17 protein-coding genes are annotated in these 20,613 nt (G+C 71.0%); 10 read left to right on the forward strand and 7 right to left on the reverse strand.

Annotated elements, in window-relative coordinates; genetic code table 11:
• A complete protein-coding gene (gene cmk, locus MFF21_RS03260) occupies positions 1-633 on the forward strand; it encodes a (d)CMP kinase (RefSeq protein ID WP_238309779.1) in 633 nt (210 codons plus the stop codon).
• Between the two features lie 15 nt (positions 634-648).
• On the opposite strand, the gene MFF21_RS03265 is transcribed toward cmk, so the two are convergent.
• The 4 genes from MFF21_RS03265 to pedF form a co-directional block, all read right to left on the reverse strand.
• Positions 649-1,392, reverse strand: coding sequence for a response regulator (locus MFF21_RS03265; protein WP_373324902.1), 744 nt, complete (start codon positions 1,390-1,392; stop codon positions 649-651).
• Positions 1,393-1,543: 151 nt separating this feature from the next.
• Positions 1,544-3,340, reverse strand: coding sequence for a PQQ-dependent methanol/ethanol family dehydrogenase (locus tag MFF21_RS03270; protein ID WP_238309780.1), 1,797 nt, complete (start codon positions 3,338-3,340; stop codon positions 1,544-1,546).
• A gap of 320 nt (positions 3,341-3,660) precedes the next feature.
• Positions 3,661-4,518, reverse strand: a complete 858-nt coding sequence (locus MFF21_RS03275; RefSeq protein ID WP_238309781.1) for a substrate-binding periplasmic protein — start codon at positions 4,516-4,518, stop codon at positions 3,661-3,663.
• Positions 4,519-4,534: 16 nt separating this feature from the next.
• Positions 4,535-4,957, reverse strand: coding sequence for a cytochrome c-550 PedF (gene pedF / locus MFF21_RS03280; protein ID WP_238309782.1), 423 nt, complete (start codon positions 4,955-4,957; stop codon positions 4,535-4,537).
• A 250-nt stretch (positions 4,958-5,207) separates the two neighbouring features.
• On the opposite strand from pedF, the gene pedA1 reads away from it, so the two are divergent.
• Genes pedA1 through MFF21_RS03300 form a run of 4 tightly spaced genes read left to right on the forward strand, consistent with a single transcriptional unit; the run spans position 5,208 to position 10,535 of the window.
• Positions 5,208-6,449, forward strand: coding sequence for a lanthanide ABC transporter ABC transporter substrate-binding protein PedA1 (pedA1, locus tag MFF21_RS03285; RefSeq protein ID WP_373324903.1), 1,242 nt, complete (start codon positions 5,208-5,210; stop codon positions 6,447-6,449).
• Between the two features lie 2 nt (positions 6,450-6,451).
• Positions 6,452-7,459, forward strand: coding sequence for a YVTN family beta-propeller repeat protein (locus tag MFF21_RS03290; RefSeq protein WP_238309783.1), 1,008 nt, complete (start codon positions 6,452-6,454; stop codon positions 7,457-7,459).
• The gene (locus MFF21_RS03295) at positions 7,456-9,549 is read left to right on the forward strand and encodes a 4Fe-4S binding protein (protein WP_238309784.1); all 2,094 of its coding nucleotides are present in this window, start codon (positions 7,456-7,458) and stop codon (positions 9,547-9,549) included. The genes MFF21_RS03290 and MFF21_RS03295 overlap by 4 nt, the downstream gene beginning before the upstream one ends.
• Complete coding sequence (locus tag MFF21_RS03300) at positions 9,546-10,535, forward strand: FAD:protein FMN transferase (RefSeq protein ID WP_238309785.1); 990 nt, start codon at positions 9,546-9,548, stop codon at positions 10,533-10,535. Before MFF21_RS03295 ends, MFF21_RS03300 begins: the two co-directional genes overlap by 4 nt.
• On the opposite strand, the gene MFF21_RS03305 is transcribed toward MFF21_RS03300, so the two are convergent.
• Positions 10,496-12,166, reverse strand: a complete 1,671-nt coding sequence (locus MFF21_RS03305) for a putative bifunctional diguanylate cyclase/phosphodiesterase (protein WP_238309786.1) — start codon at positions 12,164-12,166, stop codon at positions 10,496-10,498. The genes MFF21_RS03300 and MFF21_RS03305 overlap by 40 nt on opposite strands.
• Positions 12,167-12,373: 207 nt before the next feature.
• Between MFF21_RS03305 and MFF21_RS03310 the strand changes: the two genes are divergently transcribed.
• The 3 genes from MFF21_RS03310 (at position 12,374) to MFF21_RS03320 (ending at position 15,949) form a co-directional block, all read left to right on the forward strand.
• On the forward strand, positions 12,374-13,543 hold the full coding sequence (locus tag MFF21_RS03310; protein ID WP_238309787.1) for an FIST N-terminal domain-containing protein: 1,170 nt from the start codon (positions 12,374-12,376) through the stop codon (positions 13,541-13,543).
• Positions 13,540-14,910, forward strand: coding sequence for a hybrid sensor histidine kinase/response regulator (locus tag MFF21_RS03315; protein ID WP_373324904.1), 1,371 nt, complete (start codon positions 13,540-13,542; stop codon positions 14,908-14,910). Before MFF21_RS03310 ends, MFF21_RS03315 begins: the two co-directional genes overlap by 4 nt.
• Positions 14,911-15,010: 100 nt before the next feature.
• Positions 15,011-15,949, forward strand: a complete 939-nt coding sequence (locus MFF21_RS03320; RefSeq protein ID WP_238309788.1) for an acetamidase/formamidase family protein — start codon at positions 15,011-15,013, stop codon at positions 15,947-15,949.
• 21 nt (positions 15,950-15,970) lie between these two features.
• Here MFF21_RS03320 and MFF21_RS03325 read toward each other — a convergent pair whose 3' ends face one another.
• Together MFF21_RS03325 and MFF21_RS03330 are read right to left on the reverse strand one after the other, a co-directional pair.
• Complete coding sequence (locus tag MFF21_RS03325) at positions 15,971-18,541, reverse strand: ABC transporter permease (protein WP_238309789.1); 2,571 nt, start codon at positions 18,539-18,541, stop codon at positions 15,971-15,973.
• Positions 18,541-19,236: an ABC transporter ATP-binding protein gene (locus MFF21_RS03330; protein ID WP_373324928.1), complete on the reverse strand. Its 696-nt coding sequence runs from the start codon at positions 19,234-19,236 to the stop codon at positions 18,541-18,543. The genes MFF21_RS03325 and MFF21_RS03330 overlap by 1 nt, the downstream gene beginning before the upstream one ends.
• Positions 19,237-19,405: 169 nt before the next feature.
• Between MFF21_RS03330 and MFF21_RS03335 the strand changes: the two genes are divergently transcribed.
• On the forward strand, positions 19,406-20,023 hold the full coding sequence (locus MFF21_RS03335) for an arylesterase (RefSeq protein WP_238310179.1): 618 nt from the start codon (positions 19,406-19,408) through the stop codon (positions 20,021-20,023).
• A gap of 6 nt (positions 20,024-20,029) precedes the next feature.
• The gene (gene thpR, locus MFF21_RS03340) at positions 20,030-20,566 is read left to right on the forward strand and encodes an RNA 2',3'-cyclic phosphodiesterase (RefSeq protein ID WP_238309790.1); all 537 of its coding nucleotides are present in this window, start codon (positions 20,030-20,032) and stop codon (positions 20,564-20,566) included.
• Positions 20,567-20,613 lie beyond the last annotated feature (47 nt).

A 20,613-nucleotide genomic window follows, 5' to 3' on the forward strand; every position in this document is an offset into this window, starting at 1 on the left:
ATGCCCCTGGTCATCGCCATCGACGGGCCGGCCGCCTCCGGCAAGGGCACCCTCGCCAAACGCCTGGCGCTGCATTACGGCCTGCCGCATCTCGATACCGGGCTGCTCTACCGCGCCGTGGCCCTGACCCTGCTCGATGCCGGGAGCGCCCTGGGCGACGAGCGCGCCGCCGCGGCGGCGGCCACGGCGCTGATCGCGGACCGCCTGGCCGATCCGCGCCTGCGGGAGCGGGCGATGGGGGAGGCGGCCTCCCGCGTCTCCTCCGTGCCGGCCGTGCGGGCGGCGCTCCTGTCCTGGCAGCGGCGCTTCGCGGAGGCCGATACCGGGGCCGTGCTCGACGGGCGCGACATCGGCACGGTGGTCTGCCCGGAGGCGCGGGTGAAGCTGTTCATCACCGCGGCGCCCGAGGAGCGGGCGCGGCGGCGCTATGTCGAGCTGACCGGTCGGGGCGAGGAGACGACGCTCGCCGCCATCCTCGCGGATATCCAGAGCCGCGACGCCCGCGACCGCGACCGGGCCACGGCGCCCCTGCGGGCGGCCGAGGACGCGGTCACGCTCGACACGACGGAACTCGACGCGGACGAGGCGTTCCAGGCGGCCCGCCGCATCGTCGACCGGGCGCGGGACCAGTAGGGCCCGGAGCCGGCCTCAGCTTGTCGGGAAGCCGCCCTGGGCCTGGTCGAAGTCGAGATAGGCGGTCTCGATCACGATCTGCGTCCGGCTGATCACCTCGAGCTTGCGCAGGATCTCGGAGACATGGGCCTTCACGGTCGAGTCGCCGACCTGCAGCTCGTGGGCGATCTGCTTGTTGAGCTTGCCCTGGCGGATCATCATCAGCACGCGCAGCTGCTGCGGCGTCAGCCGGGCGATGCGCTCGGCGAGCGGCGACTTGCGCCCGCGGCCCGGGGGCGGGGCGAGGGGCGCGCCGAGATCCGGCGGCATGAACAGGGCGCCGTTCAGCACCTCGGAGATCGCGCGGGTCAGGGTCGCCTTGTCGACGGCCTTGGGCACGAAGCCGGCCGCGCCGTGATGGATCGCTTCGTGCATGATGCGCGGATCCTCCAGGCCCGACACGATCAGGATCGGCACGCGGGGGAAGCGCGTCCGGATGGTGACGAGCCCGTCGAACCCGTTCACGCCCTGCATGGTGAGGTCGAGGAGCGTCAGGTCGATGCCCGGCGTCGCCGCCAGGATCTCGCAGGCGCTGCGGATGCCGTCGGCCTCGTGCAGGCGGGCGCCGGGGAAGGCGAGGTGGATCGCGCTCGACAGCGCGTCGCGAAACAGAGGGTGATCGTCGACCACGAGAAGCTCGACCGCGCCCTGTGCGGGCGCCGTGCCGGGGATCGTGCCGCCGGTCGGGGAGGGGTCGTTCGCCATGAGGGTGGCCGTCATCGAAGTCGCGCCATCGTCGATGCGGGTCGCGCCGTCCCCGCGGGAGCCGGGAAAGCCGGCCCCCGGCGGGACCACGGGGTTCCGCCGGGCGCCATGGTGAAGGGGTTCGCGGGGCGGCGCAATCGCCGCCGCCCCGCCGCCGGTCACCGCGTCAGCGGGCGGCCACCTTCTTCGGCAGCTTGAAGGCCCAGAAGCTGCCGCCCTGGTTGATGCCGGCGGTGGACTTGGCCACCTCGCCGCCCCAGAGCGGAACCGCGCCGCCCCAGCCGGCGGTGATGCCGATCCACTGCTCGCCGTCCTGCTCCCAGGTGATCGGGGAGCCGACGATGCCGGTGCCGACCTGGAACTTCCAGACTTCCTCGCCGGTCTTGGCGTCGAAGGCCTTCAGGAAGCCCTCCGGCGTGCCGGTGAAGACGAGGCCGCCGGCGGTGGAGAGGACGCCGCCCCAGAGCGGAGCCTTGTTCTTGTAGTTCCACACCACCTTGCCGGTGGCCGGGTCGATGGCCTTGAGCGAGCCGATATGGTCCTCGAAGAGCGGCTTGATGGTGAAGCCGGCGCCGAGATAGGCGGCTCCCTTCTTGTAGTTCACCGGCTCGTTCCAGATATCCATGCCCCATTCGTTGGAGGGCACGTAGAACAGCTTGGTGTCGGGGTTGTAGCCGATCGGCATCCAGTTCTTGCCGCCGAGGAAGCTCGGCACCGCGAACACGGACTTGCCCTTCTTGCCGTCCTCGGACTTGGCCGGGTCGCCCGGGCGGAACTCGGGGTCGTAGATCGGGCGGCCATCCTCGCCGATGCCCTTGGCCCAGTTGATCTTCTCGACGAACGGCGTCGCCGAGATGAACTTCCCGTTGGTCCGGTCGAGCACGTAGAAGAAGCCGTTGCGGTCGGCGGTGCCGCCGGCCTTGATGGTCTTGCCGCCCTTGTTCAGCTCGAAGGGCACGAACTCGTTCACGCCGTCGAAGTCCCAGCCGTCATGCGGCGTGGTCTGGAAGCCCCACACGATCTCGCCGTTGTCCGGGTTGAGCGCGATGCGGGAGGCCGACCACTTGTTGTCGCCGGGGCGCAGGGCCGAGTTCCACGGACCGGGATTGCCGGTGCCGAAATAGAGGAGATCGGTCTCGGGATCGTAGGTGCCGCCGAGCCAGGTGGCGCCGCCGCCATACTTCCACATGTCGCCCGGCCAGCTCTCGTTGACCTTGCCGGTCATGGTCGAGGGCTTGCCGTTCAGTTCGCCCATATGGCCTTCGATCACGGGGCGCTTCCACACCACCTCGCCGGTCTCGGCGTCGCGCGCCTCGACCCGGCCGACGATGCCGAACTCGCCGCCCGACACGCCGGTGATGATCTTGCCCTTCACGATCAGCGGAGCGGCGGTGTAGCTGTAGCCCGACTTGAAGTCGTCGATCTCCTTGCGCCACACGACCTTGCCGGTCTTGGCGTCGAGGGCCATCAGCTTGGCGTCGAGCGTGCCGAAATAGACCTTGTCCTTGTAGAGCGCGGCGCCGCGATTCACGACGTCGCAGCAGGGCAGGATGCCCTCGGGCAGGCGGGCATCGTATTCCCACAGCTTCTCGCCGGTGCGGGAATTGATCGCGTAGATGCGCGAATAGGAGCCGGTGACGTAGAGCACGCCGTCCTTGACCAGCGGCTGGCTCTCCTGGCCGCGCTGCTTCTCGCCGCCGAAGGAGAAGGAATAGGCCGGCACGAGGCCCTTCACCGTCTCCTTGTTGATGGCCTTGAGGCCGCTGTAGCGCTGACCCTGGGTGCCGAGGCCGTAGGTGACGACATCCTCAGGGGTCTTGGCGTCGTTGAGGATGTCCTGCTCGGACACGCCGGCCGACGCTGCGGCCTTCTCGGGCTCCCTGGCCTGGACGCTCAGCGCCGCCGAGGCGACCAGCAGCGAGGCCATCCCCGCGGCCGCCAGAAAACGGTCACGCACTCTCATGACATTCCCTCCTCGTCACGGGCGGCCTCGGCGGCTGCGCCGCCGATAGGGGAATTCCCCCTTTTATGACTTGAGCCACGCCCTTGATTCCGAGACTACCGGCTGGTTCCCCGCCGGGTTATTGGCCATAAGTCGAAGATAAGAGTTTTTGCGCCCGAGACCTCTGCTGATCGGCGCCCCTGCGCGATCAAGGCCTGTAAAGGCCGAAGCGAATGCGCGGGATCTATTGTTGATTTGATCGACAAACGCCGCCGGCGCCCGCGTGCGCGGACGCCGCAACCATCTTGGACCGGGGCTCGTCCCGCCGGAAACCTTCGGGATCAGAAACCCTGCGGGGCGGTGTAGGTCACCCCGTAGCGGTCGCAGATCGTCTTCACCGTGCCGTCCGCGATCAGGGCGGTCACCGTGTCGCCCACGGCGTAGCCGAGATCGCGGGAATTCGCGCGCACCGCGCCGCCGAGGTCCCATTTCGCGCGCATCATGCCGGGGATGGCGATCTCGACGACGGGGTTCTCGTCTCGCGGCGCCTTGGCGGCGAACAGGGCCGCCTCGATCGCCGCGCGGGAACCGGCCAGGATCGGTGCCTCGCCCGCGAGATAGGCCTGGGCCGCGGCCTCCGTGCTGCGGAAATGCAGGAGATTCTCCCGCAGGTTTCCGCCGCCGGCCATCAGGAGCTGCGCGTCGGAGGCGCTGTTGCCCTCGAGCGCGACCTTTTTGCCCTCGAAATCCTTCAGGCTCTCGAGCCCCTCCAGCTTGTCCTTCTTCCAGGCGAAGGCGAGGTGCTGGTCGAAATAGGGGGTCGTCATGAAGACCTGCTCGTTGCGCAGAGCGAGCTGCTTGTCGTTGGGCACGTGCAGCATCAGGTCCGCGAGGGGCGAGCCGGCGAGGTCGCCCTTCCAGAGGTTCAGGCGGAAATCGCCGTCGACGTTCTCCCCGGCATCGACGATGCGCAGGTTCAGCTTCACCTTGAGGCGGTCCGCGATCGCCTGGGCGAGATCGACGTCGATGCCGACGGGCTTGCCGTCCTTCATCTCGGAGAAGGGGGCGTTGTCGCCGTAGAGCGCGACGATGATCTCGCCCGCGGCCACCACCTCGTCATAGGGGCGGGCGGCGGCGGGGGCGGCGAGCCCGAGGACGAGCGCGCAGGCGAGGGCGAGGCGGCGGGCCTTGCGGGTCATGGCGTCGTGCCCCGGCCTATTCTTCGTGCTTGGCGTCGATGTAGGAGCGGATCGCCCAGAGGGCTTCCTGCGAGAGCACGCCCTCGAAGGCGGGCATCTTGGTGACGCCGTTGATGACCGCGCCGTGGCGCATGCGCTCGACGAAGTATTCGTCGCCTTCCTTGCCCTGGGGCAGGTAGCGCAGGTCCGGGGCGAGGCCGCCGGAGATCATCTGCAGGCCGTGGCAGCGGGCACAGTTCTGGTTGAACCCGGACGAGCCGATCGCGATCGCCTTCTCGTTGCCGCGATAGGGGTTCTCGCTCTTCCACTCCGTGCCGAGGGGCTCGAGGCCGGCCGTGTCCACCGGCTGAGGCTGGACGTCGCCATGGGCCCGGGCCGCCCCCTGCGCCAGGGCGAGGCCGAGCGCGAGGCTCCCGGCGAGAACGAGCGCCTTCTTCATCGAAACGTTTCCTCCGGTCCATGCCGCGGCTCGTGACCGGCCGCGTGCCGAGCGACGGGCTGTCGCGCCGGCCGCTGATCTTGAGGAACGCTACCAACCCCCCGGCGGGGAACCCATTGTGCTTTGGTACGACGCCGGGAAAGACGCTCTTCCGAAACCACCTGCGACCTTGGTCCAATATCGGCCCGCCCGAGGCCCGGCCTAACCTGCCGCAAACAAGACCATGGGCGGAAACGAGACCTGTCTCGGGATGTGGGCACAGGCTGATCGACGTGACGGCCGGTCGTCCCGTTTCCGGGGCGTGGCCGTCCTGCTGGGCCTCGCCGTGGCGATGCTGCCGATGGGGCTCGCGCCGCCGGCCGCGGCGGCGGCCGAGAGGATCCCCCTCACGATCGGCTATTTCGAGCACCGCATCGAGCGCCCGACGCCCCTCAATAACGAGGATCCGGTTCCCGAGGACGAGGGCCTGCGCGGGGCCGAGCTCGGCCTGCAGGATTCCAACGCCACCGGCCGCTTCGTCGGCCTCGGCTTCTCCCTGAAGCAGGCGGTGGTCGAGCCGGAGGGCGACGTGAAGGCCGCCTTCGCGGCCTTCATGCAGGCGGAGAGGCCCCGCTTCGTCATCCTCAACGCCCCGGCCGAGGACGTGCTGGCGCTCTCCGGCATGGAGGAGGCGCGGGAGACGGTGCTCCTCAATATCGGGGCGCCGGACACGCACCTGCGCGACGCCGATTGCCGGCCGCGCCTGCTCCATGTCCTGCCCTCCCGGGACATGCTGGCCGACGCGCTGATGCAGCTCCTCGTGTTCAAGCGCTGGAACCGGATCCTGCTCGTCTCCGGCCCCAATCCCGGCGACCGGCTCTACGCGGAGGCCCTGCGCCGGAGCGCCAGGAAGTTCGGTGCCCGCATCGTGGCGGAGGCCGCCTTCGACGCCAGGGGCGCGGACCTGCGCGATTCTGCCCTGAAGGAATTCCCCGTGATCACCCGGGGCCCCGAGCACGACGTGGTCGCGGTGGCCGACGAGCTCGGCGAGTTCGGGGCCAACCTCGTCTACAACACCGCCTCGCCCCGCCCCGTGGTCGGCACGCAGGGCCTGACCCCCGCCGCCTGGGGCCGCCCCGTCGAGGCCTGGGCCGCGGTGCAGCTGCAGCAGCGCTTCCGCCGGCTCGCGGGCCGGGCGATGTCGCCGGTCGACTGGGCCGGCTGGATGGCGGCCCATGCCGTCGGCGAGGCGGCGGTGCAGCTTAAATCCGCCGATGCGGGCGCTGTGCGCGACCTGATGCTCTCGCCCACCTTCGAGGTCGGCGGCTTCAAGGGCCGCTCCCTGAGCTTCCGGCCCTGGAACGGCCAGCTGCGCCAGCCCCTGTTCGTGCTCTGGCCGGGGGCGGTGGTCGCCGCCGCCCCGGTCGAGGGCTTCCTGCACCGGCGGACCGATCTCGACACCCTCGGGCTCGACCAGCCCGAAAGCGCCTGCAAGGCCTTCGGAGGACCCTGACGATGCGCCGCGCCGCCCTGCTCCTCGTCCTGTCGCTCGCGGCCGCGCCGGCGCGCGCGCACGAGGTCTATGTCACCAACGAGCGGGACAACACCGTTTCGGTGATCGATTCCGCCACCTGGGAGGTCACCCGGACCTTCCCCGTGGGCCGCCGGCCGCGGGGGCTCACCTTCTCGAAGGACGGCGCCCGGCTCTTCGTCTGCGCCAGCGATTCCGACGCGGTGCAGGTGATCGATCCGGAGAGCGGCAAGCTCCTGCACAACCTGCCCTCGGGCGAGGACCCGGAGCAGTTCGCCCTCTCGCCGGACGGCAAGACGCTGTTCATCGCCAACGAGAACAACGCCACCACCACGGTGGTCGATGCCGACAGCCGCAAGGTGCTGGCCCAGATCGATGTCGGCATCGAGCCCGAGGGCATGGCGGTGAGCCCCGATGGCCGAATCGCGGTGACGACCTCCGAGACCACCAACATGGTCCACTGGATCGACACCGGCACCCTCCAGGCCGTCGACGCGACGCCGGTCGGCCAGCGCCCGCGCCACGCGGAGTTCTCGAAGGACGGCAGCCGGCTCTGGGTCTCCTCCGAGATCGGCGGCACCGTCTCCGTGGTCGATGTGGCCAGCCGCAAGGTCGTCGAGACGATCGGCTTCGCGGTGAAGGGCATCTCGGCCGACCGGATCCAGCCGGTCGGCATCAGCCTGACCGAGGACGGCCGCCTCGCCTTCGTGGCGCTCGGCCCCTCCGACCGCATCGCCGTGATCGACGCGAAGACCTACAAGGTGCTGAGCTACGTGCTGGTCGGCCGCCGGGTCTGGCACACGGCGCTGACGCCGGAGCAGGACCGCCTCGTCACCACCAACGGTGTCTCCGGCGATGTCACCGTCATCGACGTCGCGACCCTGAAGCCGATCAAGAGCGTCAAGGTCGGCCGCTTCCCCTGGGGCGCCGCCTTCCGCCCCCGGGGCGGGGAGGCGACGCCGCAGAACCGCTCGGCCGGGGTGGTGGAGTGAGCGCCGCCCTCCGAGCGCTCCTCCTCCTCCTCCTCTTCCTCGTCCTCCTCGCCCCCGCCGAGGCCGGCACCCTGGACCGGGCGGGGATGGAGAGGCTGTTCCCGGCGCCCCTCGTCGTCGGGGAGAAGGACGAGGTATTGTCGGTCTGGCCGATCCTGAAGCAGCAGGCGGGATCCTACGAGGTCTTCGCCTACGCCTTCGAGTCGATCGACTTCGCGGCGATCCCGGGCTTCGGCGGCACGGCGCCGAACCTGCTCGTGGCGCTCGCGCCGGATGGCAGCTTCCGCGACGTGAAGGTGCTCTCGCATCACGAGCCGGTCTTCCTCGAAGGGCTCGGCGCCGAGCCGCTCTTCGCCTTCGTCGAGCAATATGTTGGGATGTCCGCCCGGCGGCCGATCCGGGTCGGGCGGCCGAACGCCCGGGCGAACGGCGCCTCGCCCCTCGGCGTGGTCGACGGCGTCTCCATGGCCACCGCCTCGACGCGGGTGATCAACGAGACCCTGCTCGCCTCGGCGCTGGCCGTGGCCCGGGCGAAGCTCGGCTTCGGCCAGGCGGCCCAGGTCGGGCTGAAGGTCGAGGCCAAGCCCGACCTCTACGAGCCCCTCGACGGGCCGGCCCTGCTCCGCCGGGGCTGGCTGAAGCGCTTCCGGCTCGGCAACGGGGAGGTGGACCGGGCCTTCGCCGGCACGGCTGTCGAGGGCGTCTCGGAGGGTGCGCCGGAGGAGACCTTCGCCGATCTCTTCCTCGCCTATCTCAACGCGCCCTCGATCGGGCGCAACCTCCTCGGGGAGGCCGCCTTCGCCCGGCTGATGCGGGAGCTCGGCCCTGGCGACCACGCGGTGATGGTGGTGAGCGCCGGCCCCTGGAATCTCCTCGGCGAGAGCTTCGTGCTCGGCTCGATCCCGGACGGGCTCTCGGTGGTGCAGAACGGCCTCGCGGTGAATGCCCGCGACATGGCGATCGAGCGCCGCGGCCTCGGGGAGGCGGGGCTGCCGGAGGGGCCCTGGACCATCCTCAAGATCGTGCAGCAGGCCGGCTTCGACCCCTCCGCCCCCTGGACGCTCACCATGAAGGTCACCCGCGCGCGCGGGCAGATCTTCCCCGAGCGCGTCACGAAGGAATTCTCCACCGATTACGTCCTGCCGCCGAACCTGTTCACCCGCGAGAAGCCGGAGGACGGGCCGTCCTGGACCGAATCCTGGCGCGCCCGTGCCCCGGAGATCGGGCTGATCCTGGCGAGTTTCGGCCTGCTGGTGCCGGTGCTGGCGCGCCAGCGCGGACTGGTGGCCGACCGGCGGCGCTTCCCGGTCTTCCGCCTCGCCTTCCTGGCCTTCACCCTCGGCTTCGTCGGCTGGTACGCGCAGGCCCAACTCTCGATCGTCACCGTGGTTGGCGCCGTGCGCGCCGCCCTCGTCACCCACGATGTCGCCTTCCTGCTCTACGATCCGCCCTCGCTGGTGATCTGGGCCTTCGCCCTGGCCGCCCTGTTCGCCTGGGGGCGGGGCACCTTCTGCGGCTGGCTCTGCCCCTTCGGCGCCCTGCAGGAACTCGTCGCCGCCCTGGCGCGGCCCCTGCGCCTGCGCCCGATCGCGGTGCCCGAGCGGGCCGACCGGCTGCTGCGGCTCCTGAAATATGGCGTGCTCGCCGGCATCGTCCTGGCCGCCGCCGCGGGCTCGCCCCTGGCCGACAGCCTCAGCGAGGTCGAGCCGTTCAAGACCTCGATCACCCTCTATTTCCTGCGCAGCTGGCCCTTTGTCGTCTACGCGGTCGGGCTCGTCGTCCTCAACCTCTTCGTCTTCAAGGGGTTCTGCCGCTATCTCTGTCCGCTGGGCGCCACCTTCGCCCTGCTCGGCAAGGTGCGGCTCCTCGACTGGATCCCCCGCCGGGCCGAATGCGGCAGCCCCTGCCAGCTCTGCAAGGTGCGCTGCCGCTACGGCGCCATCGCGCGCTCCGGCCGCATCGATTACGACGAGTGCTTCCAGTGCATGGATTGCGTCACCATCGTCCGGGATCCCGGCCTCTGCGTGCCGCAGATCCTGGAGCGCAAGCACGCCCGCCCGAAGCCGCTCCAGCCCCTGGCCGCCGAATGACCCGCCCGATCCTCCCCTGGCGCCCGGGGCGGCGCCGGCTCCTCCTCGGCGGAGTCGGGGCCCTGGCGGGCCTCGCGGCCGGGCCGAGGGCCTTCGCGCGGCTCTCCCGCGACCACGGCCTGCAGGCGCGCAGCCGCGCCGGCCTCGCCTTCGGCACCACCGTCGCCCTGACCGTGGCGGGGCCCTATGCGGAGGCGCTGGAGGCGGGGCTGCACGACGCCTTCCGGGCGATCCGCGCCGTCGAGGCCGCGGTCAGCCTGTTCCGGCCCGACAGCGCCCTGTCGCGGCTGAACCGCGACGGCCGCCTCGATGCGCCCGATCCGCTCCTGCGCGCACAGCTCCGCGTCGCCCTCGAGCTGGCCCGGGCCAGCGCGGGCGCCTACGACCCCACCGTCCAGCCGCTCTGGACGCTCTGGGCGCAGGCCTCCGCCCGCGGCGAGCGGCCGGACGGGGCCGCCCTGGCGCGAATCCTTCCCCTGGTCGACTGGCGCGGGATCGAGATCGGCGAGGAGCGCATCCGGCTGACCCGGCCCGGCATGGGGATCACCCTGAACAGCCTCGCCCAGGGCTTCGCCGCGGACCGAGTGATGGCGGCCCTGGACGCGGCCGGGATCCGGGACGCCTTCGTCGATACCGGGGAGTTCGGCGCCACCGGCCGCCACGCCGACGGCACGCCCTGGCGCCTCGGGCTCGCCCGGGTGCGGGCGCCGGGGGAGATCGCGGCGGTGATCGATCCGTTCTCCGGCTTCGCCTCGACCTCGGGGGACGAGTCCACGACCTTCTCGGCGGACCACAAGGACCATCACATCTTCGATCCGCGGACCGGCTTCTCGCCGACCGCCCTGTCCGCGGTCACGGTGACGGCGCCGAGCGGGCTCCTCGCGGACGGGCTGTCGACGGCCGCCTTCGTGCTCGGGCCGGAACGCGGCGCGGCGCTGGTGGCGCGCTACGCCGCCTGCACCGCCCGCTTCACCGCCAAGGTCTGAGCGTTGATCCGCGCGACGAGCGCCGGGTCGGGCTTCCGCGGTCCCGGCGGCGGCAGCAGGGCGAGGGGCGGCTCCGTGCCGCCCCCGGGCAGGGCCGGTATCCCCTCGGCGGCGACGTAGCGGTCGGTGTCCGCCTTCGACATCGGCTTGCCGAAGAGGTAGCCCTGGCCGAAGTCGCAGCCCTGGTTCGACAGCCAGGCCACGCTGGTGTCGTTCTCGATGCCCTCCGCGGTGGTGGCGAGCCCCAGGCTGTTGCCGAGCTTGATGATCGCGTCCACGAGCTTCGCCCGCTCGTCGCCCATGTCGATGGAGCTCACATAGGAACGGTCGATCTTCAGCTTGTCGAACTTCAGTTCGCGCAGGTGGTAGAGGCTCGAATAGCCGGTGCCGAAATCGTCGAGGGCGATGCGCACGCCCAGCGCCTGGAGCGAGGCCAGGGTCGCCCGCGTGGCGTCGAGATCGTTCATCAGCACCGTTTCGGTGATCTCGATCTCCAGGCGCTCGGCGGGAAAGCCGGATTCCGTCAGGATCGCGAGGATCTTCCGGGCGAGCAGGGGATCCTGGAACTGCACCGGCGAGATGTTGACCGCGAGCTGGAGGTGGGACGGCCAATGGGCCGCGTCGCGGCAGGCCTTGCGCAGGAGCTGGTAGCTCATCTCGGCGATGAGGCCGGTCTCCTCGGCGACCGGGATGAAGGCGGCGGGCTGCATCAGGCCCTGCTCGGGATGGCGCCACCGGGCCAGAACCTCGAACCCGATCAGCCCCTGGCCGGGCAGCGCCACCACGGGCTGGTAGAAGGGCTCGATCTCGCTGCGTTCGAGGGCCCGGCGCAGGTCGCATTCCAGCTTGGCCCGGGCCTTCAGTGCCGCATCCATGGCGTCCTCGATGACCCGGTAGGGGAGGCCCTCCCGCTTCGCCTGGATCATGGCCAGGTCCGCAGCGTGCATCACCGCCTCGGCGCCCCGCTCCCCGCTGGCGAGGGCGATCCCGACCGTGGCGCCGACGGACAGCGCCTGCCCCTCCCAGACGATGGGCTCGGAGATCGCGGCGACGAGGCTCTGGGCCAGCCGGGCGAAGCTCTCCCGCCCCCCGTCCTCCTCCACGAGCAGGGCGAACTCGTCCCCGCCGAGACGGGAGGCCATGCCGCCCGGCGGCAGAAGCCGGGACAGCCGGTCCGCCACGGCGCAGAGAACAGCATCGCCGGCGGCGTGGCCATGGAGGTCGTTGATCGGCTTGAAGCGGTCCAGATCGATCAGCAGCACGGCGGCATCCGCCGCCTCCGCCCGGCTCCGGCAGGCCTCGACCGCCTCCACGAAATGGCGCCGGTTGGCGAGGCCGGTGAGCGGATCGTGGCGGGCGGCGGCCGTCGCCTCGCCCTCCGCCGCATCCCGCTCGCGCATGGTCCGGCGCAGCTGGAGCGACTTGCGCAGGCTCGCGGCGAAGCCGCCGAGCCCGAGGAAGAAGCCGAGCATCAGAAGATCCGACAGGCCGTAGGTCACGACGAGGCGGTCGAGGGCGCGGAACGCCTCCAACTGGATGCCGACGACCCAGCAGCACACGCCCATCATCATCAGGCAGAGCGCCTCGTAGAACTCGCTCTGGCCCCAGCCGATCCTGCGCCCCGGATCCATCCTGTCCTCCGACGGTGCGCCACTTGGCCAGCGGTTGATTAACGAGCGGTTTAAGAATCCCGATCTGTGGATTGTTGAAATCACGCTTCACACGCTGAGGTCGCGGTCCTTCCCGGGCATTGCACCGCGTCTGCCCACGGGACATAACTTCCGGTCAAAGATCGGGGGCCGCTTTGCCGGAACACCCCGCGCCATGGGAGGAAGACGGTGGTGCACGGCACCCAGATGCGTCGGCATCTGTGCGGCATACAGACGGCCTGGTCCGATGCGGGCGAGGCCGAGCCTGCCGTCGCGTCAATCGTGGCCGAGATCGATCCGGCCGTGGTGGGGCATCTGCTGGTGTTCTTCTCGCCGGTCTATTCCGCCGAGGAGGTGGCCGCGGCGCTGGCGCGGCACTTCCCGGGCGTCGGCGTCTCCGGCTGCAGCACCTCCGGGGGCATCAGCCCGGCGGGCGCCATCGATCGCGGGCTCGTCCTAATCGCCTTCCCGCGCAAGGGCTTCCGCATCGTCTCCGCGATCCTGCCGGCGATCGACCATCTGGACGTGGAGCGCACCGCCTCCTCCGTCCGCGCCCTGCGCCGCACCCTCGACCAGGGCCGCGCCGACGCGGCCCAGACCGGCCGCTTCGCGATCTCCCTCATCGACGCCCTGGCCAATGCCGAGGAGACCGTGGTCTCCGCCGTGGCCTGGGCCCTCGACGGGATCCCCCTGGTCGGCGGCTCGGCAGGGGACGATCTCGCCTTCTGCGGGACGGCGCTGCTCCATGACGGCGTGATCCACCGGAACGCGGCGATCATCGTGCTGGTCGAGACCGATTTCCCGGTCCGCATCTTCAAGAGCGACAATTTCGAGCCGACGGACAAGAAATTCGTCGTCACCGCCGCCTGCGAGGACCAGCGCCGGGTCCAGGAGCTCAACGCGGAGCCCGCCGCCCGGGAATACGCCATGGCGGTCGGCCTCGATCCCGAGCACCTGACGCCGTTGAGCTTCGCCGCCTATCCCCTCGCGGTGAAGATCGGCGGCGAGTATTTCTGCCGTTCGATCAGCCGCTGCGAGCCGGATGGGTCGCTCACCTTCTTCTGCGCCATCGGCGAAGGCGTGGTGCTGACCCTGGCCCAGCCGCGCGACATCGTGGAGGCGACCCGGGCGGAGCTCGCCGCCCTGGACCAGGCGCTCGGCGGCCTCGACCTCGTGATCGGCTTCGATTGCGTGTTGCGCCGGCTCGACGCCGAGAGCCGGCAGGTCCGCCACCGCATCGCCGACCTCTACCGCCGCTACGGCGTGGTGGGATTCGAGACCTATGGCGAGCAGTACCGCTCGATGCACCTGAACCAGACCTTCACGGGCATCGCCATCGGCCGGGCCGAGGGGCCATGAACCGGCCGACCCTGTGGGGAGCCGCGATGGACGCCGAGACGCCGGACACCGTCGAGGGCCTGACGCGCCGGGTGGCCAAGCTGGAGCGCATCAACGCCGCGCTCATGGCCCATGTCGAGCGCACCATGGACCAGCAGGGGGGCGCCTATTCCCTGTTCCAGACGGCGATCATGCTGGAGGGCCGCGTGCGGACGCGGACCGAGGAGCTGACCACCCTGATGCACCGCCTGGAGCGCTCCAACGAGGCGCTGGTGGCGGCCAAGGAGGAGGCGGAGACCGCCAACCGCTCCAAGACCCGCTTCCTCGCCGCAGCGAGCCACGACCTGCTGCAGCCCCTCAACGCCGCCCGGCTCTCCCTCTCGGCCCTCACCGACCTCGCCACCGCCCCCGACGCGCAGACCATCGCCGGCCAGGTCGAGCGCGGTCTGCAGACGATCGAGGACCTGATCAAGACCCTGATCGACATCTCGAAGCTCGATGCCGGCATCGTGCGCCCGATGATCAAGGCGGTGCGGCTCGCCGACATGTTCGCGACTATCGACGCGAGCTTCCGGCCCTTCGCCGAGCGCAAGGAGCTGCGCCTCGTCAGCCGCTGCCCGGACCTCGTCGTGCAGACCGACGTGGTCCTGCTCCAGCGCATCCTGCAGAACCTCGTCTCCAACGCGATCCGCTACACGGAGAGCGGCGGCGTGCTGCTCTGCGGCCGGTTGCGGGGCAAGACCTGCCGCGTCGACGTGATCGATACCGGGCGCGGCATCGCGGAGACCGAGCGCAGCCTCGTCTTCGAGGAATTCTACCGGGGCGCCAAGGACACCGACGACGGCGAGGTCGGCCTCGGGCTCGGCCTCTCGATCGTGCAGCGCATGGCCTCGACCCTGGGGCACCCGATCACGCTCGCCTCCCGCGTCGGGCACGGCACGCGCATGACGCTGGAGCTGCCCATCGCCACGACCCGGCCGGACGCGCAGGTCCGCATCGCCCCCGTCGCCACCACGCTGACCGGCGCCCGCGTCCTGATCGTCGAGAACGACGCCACCGCCGCCGACGCCCTCCAGCGCCTGCTGCGGGGCTGGGACGCCAAGGTGCAGACCTTCCGCGACCTCGAAGCCGTCGTCGCCGGCCTCGAAGCCGGGATGATGCGTCCCGACGTGATGTTGATCGATTATCATCTCGACCACGGAGCCTGCGGCCTCGACGTCGTCACTCACCTCCGCCAAACCCAAAACTGGGCCACGCCGGTGATCGTCACCACCGCCGATTACGCGCCCGAGATCCAGGCTCGGGTGATCGAGGTCGGTGCCGAGCTCGTGCACAAGCCGATCAAGCCGGCGCAGTTGCGCTCGCTGCTCGCCTATATGCTGGCCTGACGACCGGTCGGGGCCTTTCACGAAGGTTGCATGCGGGATCGCGCGGTCGCGTCGGGGGCGGCGCATCCGCGACCTCGGCAACCCGTGAAGGCTATCCTCGATGCCCGCGCACCACGACATCCCCGCGACCCCCGACGTCCTGGTCTTCGGTGTGTTCGAGCCTGGCCGTGCCCCGGTCCTGGAGATCGCCTCCGGCGATGAGGTGACGCTGCATTCGTTGCCCGCCGGAGGCCGGAGCTGCCTGCACCCGGATCCGGCCCGCGTCCCCGCCGAGCTGCGTGCCGCCCTCGACGCCCACGACGCCGCGCCCGGCCCGCATTTCGTCACCGGCCCGATCCATGTGCGCGGGGCCGAACCCGGCGACGTGCTGCAGATCGACATCCTCGACGTTCGATGCCGGCTGGATTGGGGCTCCGTCTCCATCCTGCCGCTGCTCGGGACGCTGCCCGACGAGTTCACCGAGTACGAGACGATCCATGCCGAGATCGATGCCGCCCGCGGCGTCGCCGTCCTGCCCTGGGGCCGGGCGCTGCCGCTCGCGCCCTTCTTCGGGATCCTGGCGACGCAGCCGCCCCGCATCTGGGGGCCGGTGACGACGCCCGTGCCCCGCGCTTTCGGTGGCAACATGGACAACAAGGAGTTGCGGGCCGGGGCGACGCTCTACCTGCCGGTCTTCGAGCCGGGCGCAGGCTTCTATGCCGGCGACGGCCATGCCCTCCAGGGCGACGGCGAGGTCTGCATCACCGCCCTCGAAACCGCGCTGACGGGCACCTTCCGGCTCACCGTGCGCAAGGACCTCGGCTATGCGTGGCCCTTCGCCGAGACGCCGACGGACCTCATGACCATCGGCCTGCACGAGAGTCTCGACGAGGCGATGCGGCAGGCCGTGCGCGAGATGGTCCGGCACGTCTGCGGCCGCACCGGCCTCACCCGCAACCAAGCCTACATGCTCGCCTCGCTCGCGGGAAACCTGCGCATCACGCAGACGGTGGACGGCAACAAGGGCGTGCACATGCTGATGCCGAAAACGGCGCTCTGAGCACCGTTCTCCCGCAAGCCGTCACAGCGTCCGCAGATAAGGCGCCGGTTTTTGGCCGAGGATGCGCCAGGTGCCGGCGAGTCCGACCAGGACCGCGAAGGCCACGGCGAGGCCGGCCGCGAGCAGGGCGCCCCCCCAATCCGGCACGAAATCGAGCCGCATCACCTTGGCCACCACCACCCAGGCGGCGAGGGTACCGGCGCCGAGCCCGAACAGGGCGGTCGCGAGCCCGAGGGAGCCATATTCGAGGGTATAGGCCGAGAGCAGCCGGCCGCGGGCCGCGCCGAGGACCTTCAGCACCACCGCGTCGTAGAGCCGGGCCTGGTGCCCGGCGGCGAGCGCACCGGCCAGGACGAACAGGCTCGCCAGGATCGCCACCGCGCTCGCCGCGCGGATGCCGAGCACCAGCTTGCCGACCACGTCGTTGACCGCTTCGAGGGCGTCCTTCACCCGCACGCTGGTGACGGAGGGGAATTGCCGCGCCGCATCGCGCAGCACCCGCGCCTCCAGTGCCGGATCGGGCCTGTTCGGCAGGGTGAGGGTGGCGAGGTCCGAATGCGGCGCGCCCCGGAAGGTGCCGGGCGAGAACACCATCACGAAGTTGATGCCGAGGTTGCGCCACTCGACCTTGCGCAGGTTCACGATCGTCGCCGTCAGGTTGCGGCCGAGGACGTTCACCGTGACCGTGCTGCCGAGCTTCAACCCGAGCGCCTTGCCGAGCTCCGCATCGAAGGAGACGAGGGGCTTCTTCGCGTCCTCGGCGTTCCACCAGGAGCCGGCGACCAGGGTCGAGCCCTCGGGCAGATCCGTGGCGTAGGTGATGCCGCGGTCGCCCTCCAGCACCCAGGCCGCGTCGTCCGGCGGCCGGATCTTCTCGGCCGGCGTACCGTCCAGCGCCACGATGCGCCCGCGCATCATCGGCACGCGCTCGATCTTCCCCTCCGGCGCCGCCTTGCCGAGGAAGGCGTTGAAGGCATCCGCGTCCCGCGAGGGGATGTCGAGGAAGAACAGGCTCGGGGCCTTCTGTGGCAGGGAGCGGGTCAGCGTGCGGGTGATATTGGCGTCGATCAGGCTCAGCGCCACGAGGAGCGTGGTGCCGAGGCCGAGGGAGAGCACGATGGCCGGCGTCAGGGCGCCGGGGCGGTGCAGGTTGGCGAGCGCCATCCGCGGCGCGGCCTGGCGCGGGCGAGGCAGACGCGCGGCCCCCTTCATCAGCCCGTAGGCGACGAGGCGCAGCAGGGCGAAGGCGATGGCGGCCGCGGCCATGAAGATCAGCGCCACCTTGCGGTCGAAGGCCGTGGCCAGCGCCAGCCCGACCAGGGCGGCGAGGGCCGCTGCGAGCACCAGCCGGTAACGCAGGCGCGGGCGGCGCGCGGAGGGATCGACGGTGTCGCGAAACAGCCCGGAGACCGGGATGTCATGCGCCCGCCCCAGCGGCGTGATCGCGAAGGCCAGGGCGGTGAGGAGGCCATAGGCGGCGGCGAGGGCCAGCTCGCCGGGGTCGAGGGTCGGCTCCAGCGGTAGGGGCAGGGAATCGCGGAAGACCGCATCGATCAGGAAGGGCAGGGCGGCGCCGACGGCGAGGCCGAGCCCTGTGCTGAGCAGGGCGATCAGCATCACCTGCGTCAGGTACAGGGCGACGACCTGTCCCCCCGGCGCGCCGACGCTCTTGTAGGTAGCGATGGCGCCGCGCTTGCGGTCCACGAAGGCGCGCACGGCATTGGCCACGCCGACCCCGCCGACGATGAGGGCGGTGAGCCCGACCAGGGTGAGGAACTGGGTGAAGCGCTCGATGCTGGTGGCGAAGCGCGGGTCGGCGTTGCTCCGCGAGCGCACCTCCCAGCCCGCCTCCGGTTGGGTCTTGGCGATCGCCTTGGTGGCCGCTTCCAGCGCGGTGTCGCTCGTGTCCGGAAGCTGGAGCCGGTAGCTCCAGCGGTTGAGGCTCCCGGGCTGGATCAAGCCGGTCGCCCGCAGGGCCGCCATGGAGACGAGGAGGCGCGGACCGAAGCCGAGTCCGGTGCCGATCCGGTCGGGCTCCGAGACGAGGCTCGCCCGGATCGCGACGGGCGTGCCGGCGATGGTGATGCGGTCTCCGGGCTTCAGGTCGAGCCGGGTGAGCAGGGCCGGATCGGCCACGGCGCCATAGGCCCCGTCGCGTTCGGCGAGCAGGTCGGCCAACGGCGCCTTCGGTTCGGTGACGAGCTCGCCGGCGGTCGGGTAGGCCGCGTCCACCGCCTTCAGCTCGACCAGGGCCGCGCCCTCGCCGGCCAATGCCATGGCGCGCAGGGTCGCCACGGTGGCGAGCCGGCCTTGGGCTTCGAGCGCCGCGATCTCGGCCGGCGTCGCCTCGCGGTTGATCAGGTTGTAGGCGAGGTCGCCGCCGAGGATGCGCCGCCCCTCGCGGCTGAGCCCGTCCTCCAGGGAACGGGCGATCGAGGCGACGCCGGCGATGGCGGCGACGCCGAGCGCGATGCAGGCGATGAAGACCATGAAGCCCGACAGCCCGCCGCGCAGCTCGCGGAATGCGAGACGCAGGGTAAGCGGAAACCGGCTTCGGCGCTCGGGCGCCGGGCGGGGCAGAGTGCCGTGCATCAGGCCACGGCCTCCGCCGCCTCGATCAGCCCCGAGCGCAGGCGGATCGTGCGGTCGCAGAGCCGGGCGAGTCCCGGGTCGTGGGTGACGAGGACGAGGGTCGATCCCCGGTCCCGCTTGAGCGCGAAGAGCAACTCCACGATCTGCTGGCCGGTCGCCTCGTCGAGATTGCCGGTGGGCTCGTCCGCCACCAGGATCGCCGGGTTCGGCGCCACCGCGCGGGCGATGGCGACGCGCTGCTGCTCGCCGCCGGAGAGCTGGGCCGGGTAATGGTGAAGCCGGTGACCGAGGCCGACCGCCTTCAACTCCGCCTCCGCCCGCGCATGGGCGTCGGTGGCATCGGCGAGCTCAAGGGGCAGGGCCACGTTCTCCAGGGCCGTCATGGTCGGCACCAGATGGAAGGCCTGGAACACGATGCCGATCCGCCGCCCCCGGAAGCGGGCGAGGGCATCCTCGTCCAGGCCGGAGAGATCGGTGCCATCGACGGCGATGCGGCCCGCATCCGGCCGCTCCAGCCCCGCCATCACCATGAGCAGGGTCGATTTGCCCGAGCCCGAGGGCCCCACGAGGCCGACCGCCTCGCCGCGGGCGACGTCGAGGGAGATGCCGCGCAGCACGTGCACCTTGGCGGCCCCGCGTCCCAGGCTGAGGTCGATGCCGGAGAGGGCGATGGCGGGGGCGGGGTTGTCCATCATCGGCAAACGTCCGATCTGTGCGGGCGGGTCGGAGGCATCGGCAGGAGAGGCGGCCTCGATGGCGGAGGAGAAGCGCGTTGTGTCACGCATCGTCCGGTTTCGCGAGGGCGAACGCCCACGCTTGCGCCCGCATGTGGGGGCGGCGCTCGTGGCCTGCATGGGTGCGCTGATGATGCTCGTTGCCGCAGCCCTCGGCTCCGGCGCCTCGGCGGAGACCGGCCGCACCCTCAAGCTCGTGGCTCTGGGCGACAGCCTCACGGCCGGCTACCGGCTGCCGGCGGACCAGGCCTTCCCGGCCGTGCTGGAGCGCGCCCTCAAGGCGAAGGGCTTTTCCGTCGAGATCGCCAATGCCGGCGTCTCCGGCGATACCACCACCGGCGGCCTCGACCGGCTCGACTGGTCGGTGCCGGACGGGACCGACGGCGTCATCCTGGAGCTCGGCGCCAACGACATGCTGCGGGGCACCGACCCGGCCGTGCCGCGCAAAGCCCTCGGCGCGATCCTCGCCCGGCTGAAGGAGCGGAACATCCCCGTGCTGCTCGCCGGCATGAAGGCCTCGCGCAATCTCGGGCCGGACTACGTCGCGAGGTTCGACGCGATCTACCCCGACCTCGCCCGGGAATACGGGCTGGTGCTCTATCCCTTCTTCCTCGACGGCATCACCGGCGACCCGGCTCTCCACCTCGACGACAATCTCCACCCGAACCCGAAAGGCGTCGCGCGGATCGTCGACGGCATCCTGCCCTCGGTCGAGCGTTTCCTCGGCACGCTCGCCGCGAAGGGCTGATCGGACATGCCCCGCCTCTTCACCGGCCTGGAGATCCCGCCCGAGGTCGGGGCGGCGCTCGCCCTGTTCCGCGGCCGGCTGCCGGGCGCGCGCTGGGTCGAGCCGTCCGACTACCACATCACCCTGCGCTTCCTCGGCGACGTCGACGACGAGCTTGCCGAGGCCCTGCATGCCGGCCTGGTCGAGGCGCGTCCGCGGGAGCCGCTTGCGCTCACCTTGGAAGGTCTCGCCGTTTTCGGCGGCAGCCGGCCGCGCTCCGTCCATGCCGCCGTCGCCGCCAGCGAAGCGCTCGACGATCTGCAGGCCGAGCACGAGCGTCTGGCCCGCCGGGCCGGGGCCGAGCCGGAGCCGCGCAAGTTCACGCCCCACGTCACCCTCGCTCGCTTGAACCGCGAGGCCAGCGCGGAGGCCGTGGCGCAGTACCTGAGCGAGGCCGGCATCTTCGCCCCGCTCCGGTTCATGGCGACCCGGGTGGCTTTGTTCTCGGCGCGCGCCTCGCGCGGCGGCGGCCCCTACATTCTTGAGGCCGCCTATCCGCTGTGACGGCGGATTCGGTGCATCCGGGCGATTGAACTGCGGCAAATCGCACG

This window comes from Methylobacterium organophilum, from assembly GCF_022179465.1.
GTDB lineage: Bacteria > Pseudomonadota > Alphaproteobacteria > Rhizobiales > Beijerinckiaceae > Methylobacterium > Methylobacterium organophilum.

What these genes read in the sequence shown, in the direction of transcription:
- cmk (WP_238309779.1), top strand. Translation starts at nt 1, where the DNA reads ATGCCCCTGGTCATCGCCATCGACGGGCCGGCCGCCTCCGGCAAGGGC.
- MFF21_RS03265 (WP_373324902.1), bottom strand. Translation starts at nt 1,392, where the DNA reads ATGACGGCCACCCTCATGGCGAACGACCCCTCCCCGACCGGCGGCACG.
- MFF21_RS03270 (WP_238309780.1), bottom strand. Translation starts at nt 3,340, where the DNA reads ATGAGAGTGCGTGACCGTTTTCTGGCGGCCGCGGGGATGGCCTCGCTG.
- MFF21_RS03275 (WP_238309781.1), bottom strand. Translation starts at nt 4,518, where the DNA reads ATGACCCGCAAGGCCCGCCGCCTCGCCCTCGCCTGCGCGCTCGTCCTC.
- pedF (WP_238309782.1), bottom strand. Translation starts at nt 4,957, where the DNA reads ATGAAGAAGGCGCTCGTTCTCGCCGGGAGCCTCGCGCTCGGCCTCGCC.
- pedA1 (WP_373324903.1), top strand. Translation starts at nt 5,208, where the DNA reads ATGTGGGCACAGGCTGATCGACGTGACGGCCGGTCGTCCCGTTTCCGG.
- MFF21_RS03290 (WP_238309783.1), top strand. Translation starts at nt 6,452, where the DNA reads ATGCGCCGCGCCGCCCTGCTCCTCGTCCTGTCGCTCGCGGCCGCGCCG.
- MFF21_RS03300 (WP_238309785.1), top strand. Translation starts at nt 9,546, where the DNA reads ATGACCCGCCCGATCCTCCCCTGGCGCCCGGGGCGGCGCCGGCTCCTC.
- MFF21_RS03305 (WP_238309786.1), bottom strand. Translation starts at nt 12,166, where the DNA reads ATGGATCCGGGGCGCAGGATCGGCTGGGGCCAGAGCGAGTTCTACGAG.
- MFF21_RS03315 (WP_373324904.1), top strand. Translation starts at nt 13,540, where the DNA reads ATGAACCGGCCGACCCTGTGGGGAGCCGCGATGGACGCCGAGACGCCG.
- MFF21_RS03320 (WP_238309788.1), top strand. Translation starts at nt 15,011, where the DNA reads ATGCCCGCGCACCACGACATCCCCGCGACCCCCGACGTCCTGGTCTTC.
- MFF21_RS03325 (WP_238309789.1), bottom strand. Translation starts at nt 18,541, where the DNA reads ATGCACGGCACTCTGCCCCGCCCGGCGCCCGAGCGCCGAAGCCGGTTT.
- MFF21_RS03330 (WP_373324928.1), bottom strand. Translation starts at nt 19,236, where the DNA reads ATGATGGACAACCCCGCCCCCGCCATCGCCCTCTCCGGCATCGACCTC.
- MFF21_RS03335 (WP_238310179.1), top strand. Translation starts at nt 19,406, where the DNA reads ATGATGCTCGTTGCCGCAGCCCTCGGCTCCGGCGCCTCGGCGGAGACC.
- thpR (WP_238309790.1), top strand. Translation starts at nt 20,030, where the DNA reads ATGCCCCGCCTCTTCACCGGCCTGGAGATCCCGCCCGAGGTCGGGGCG.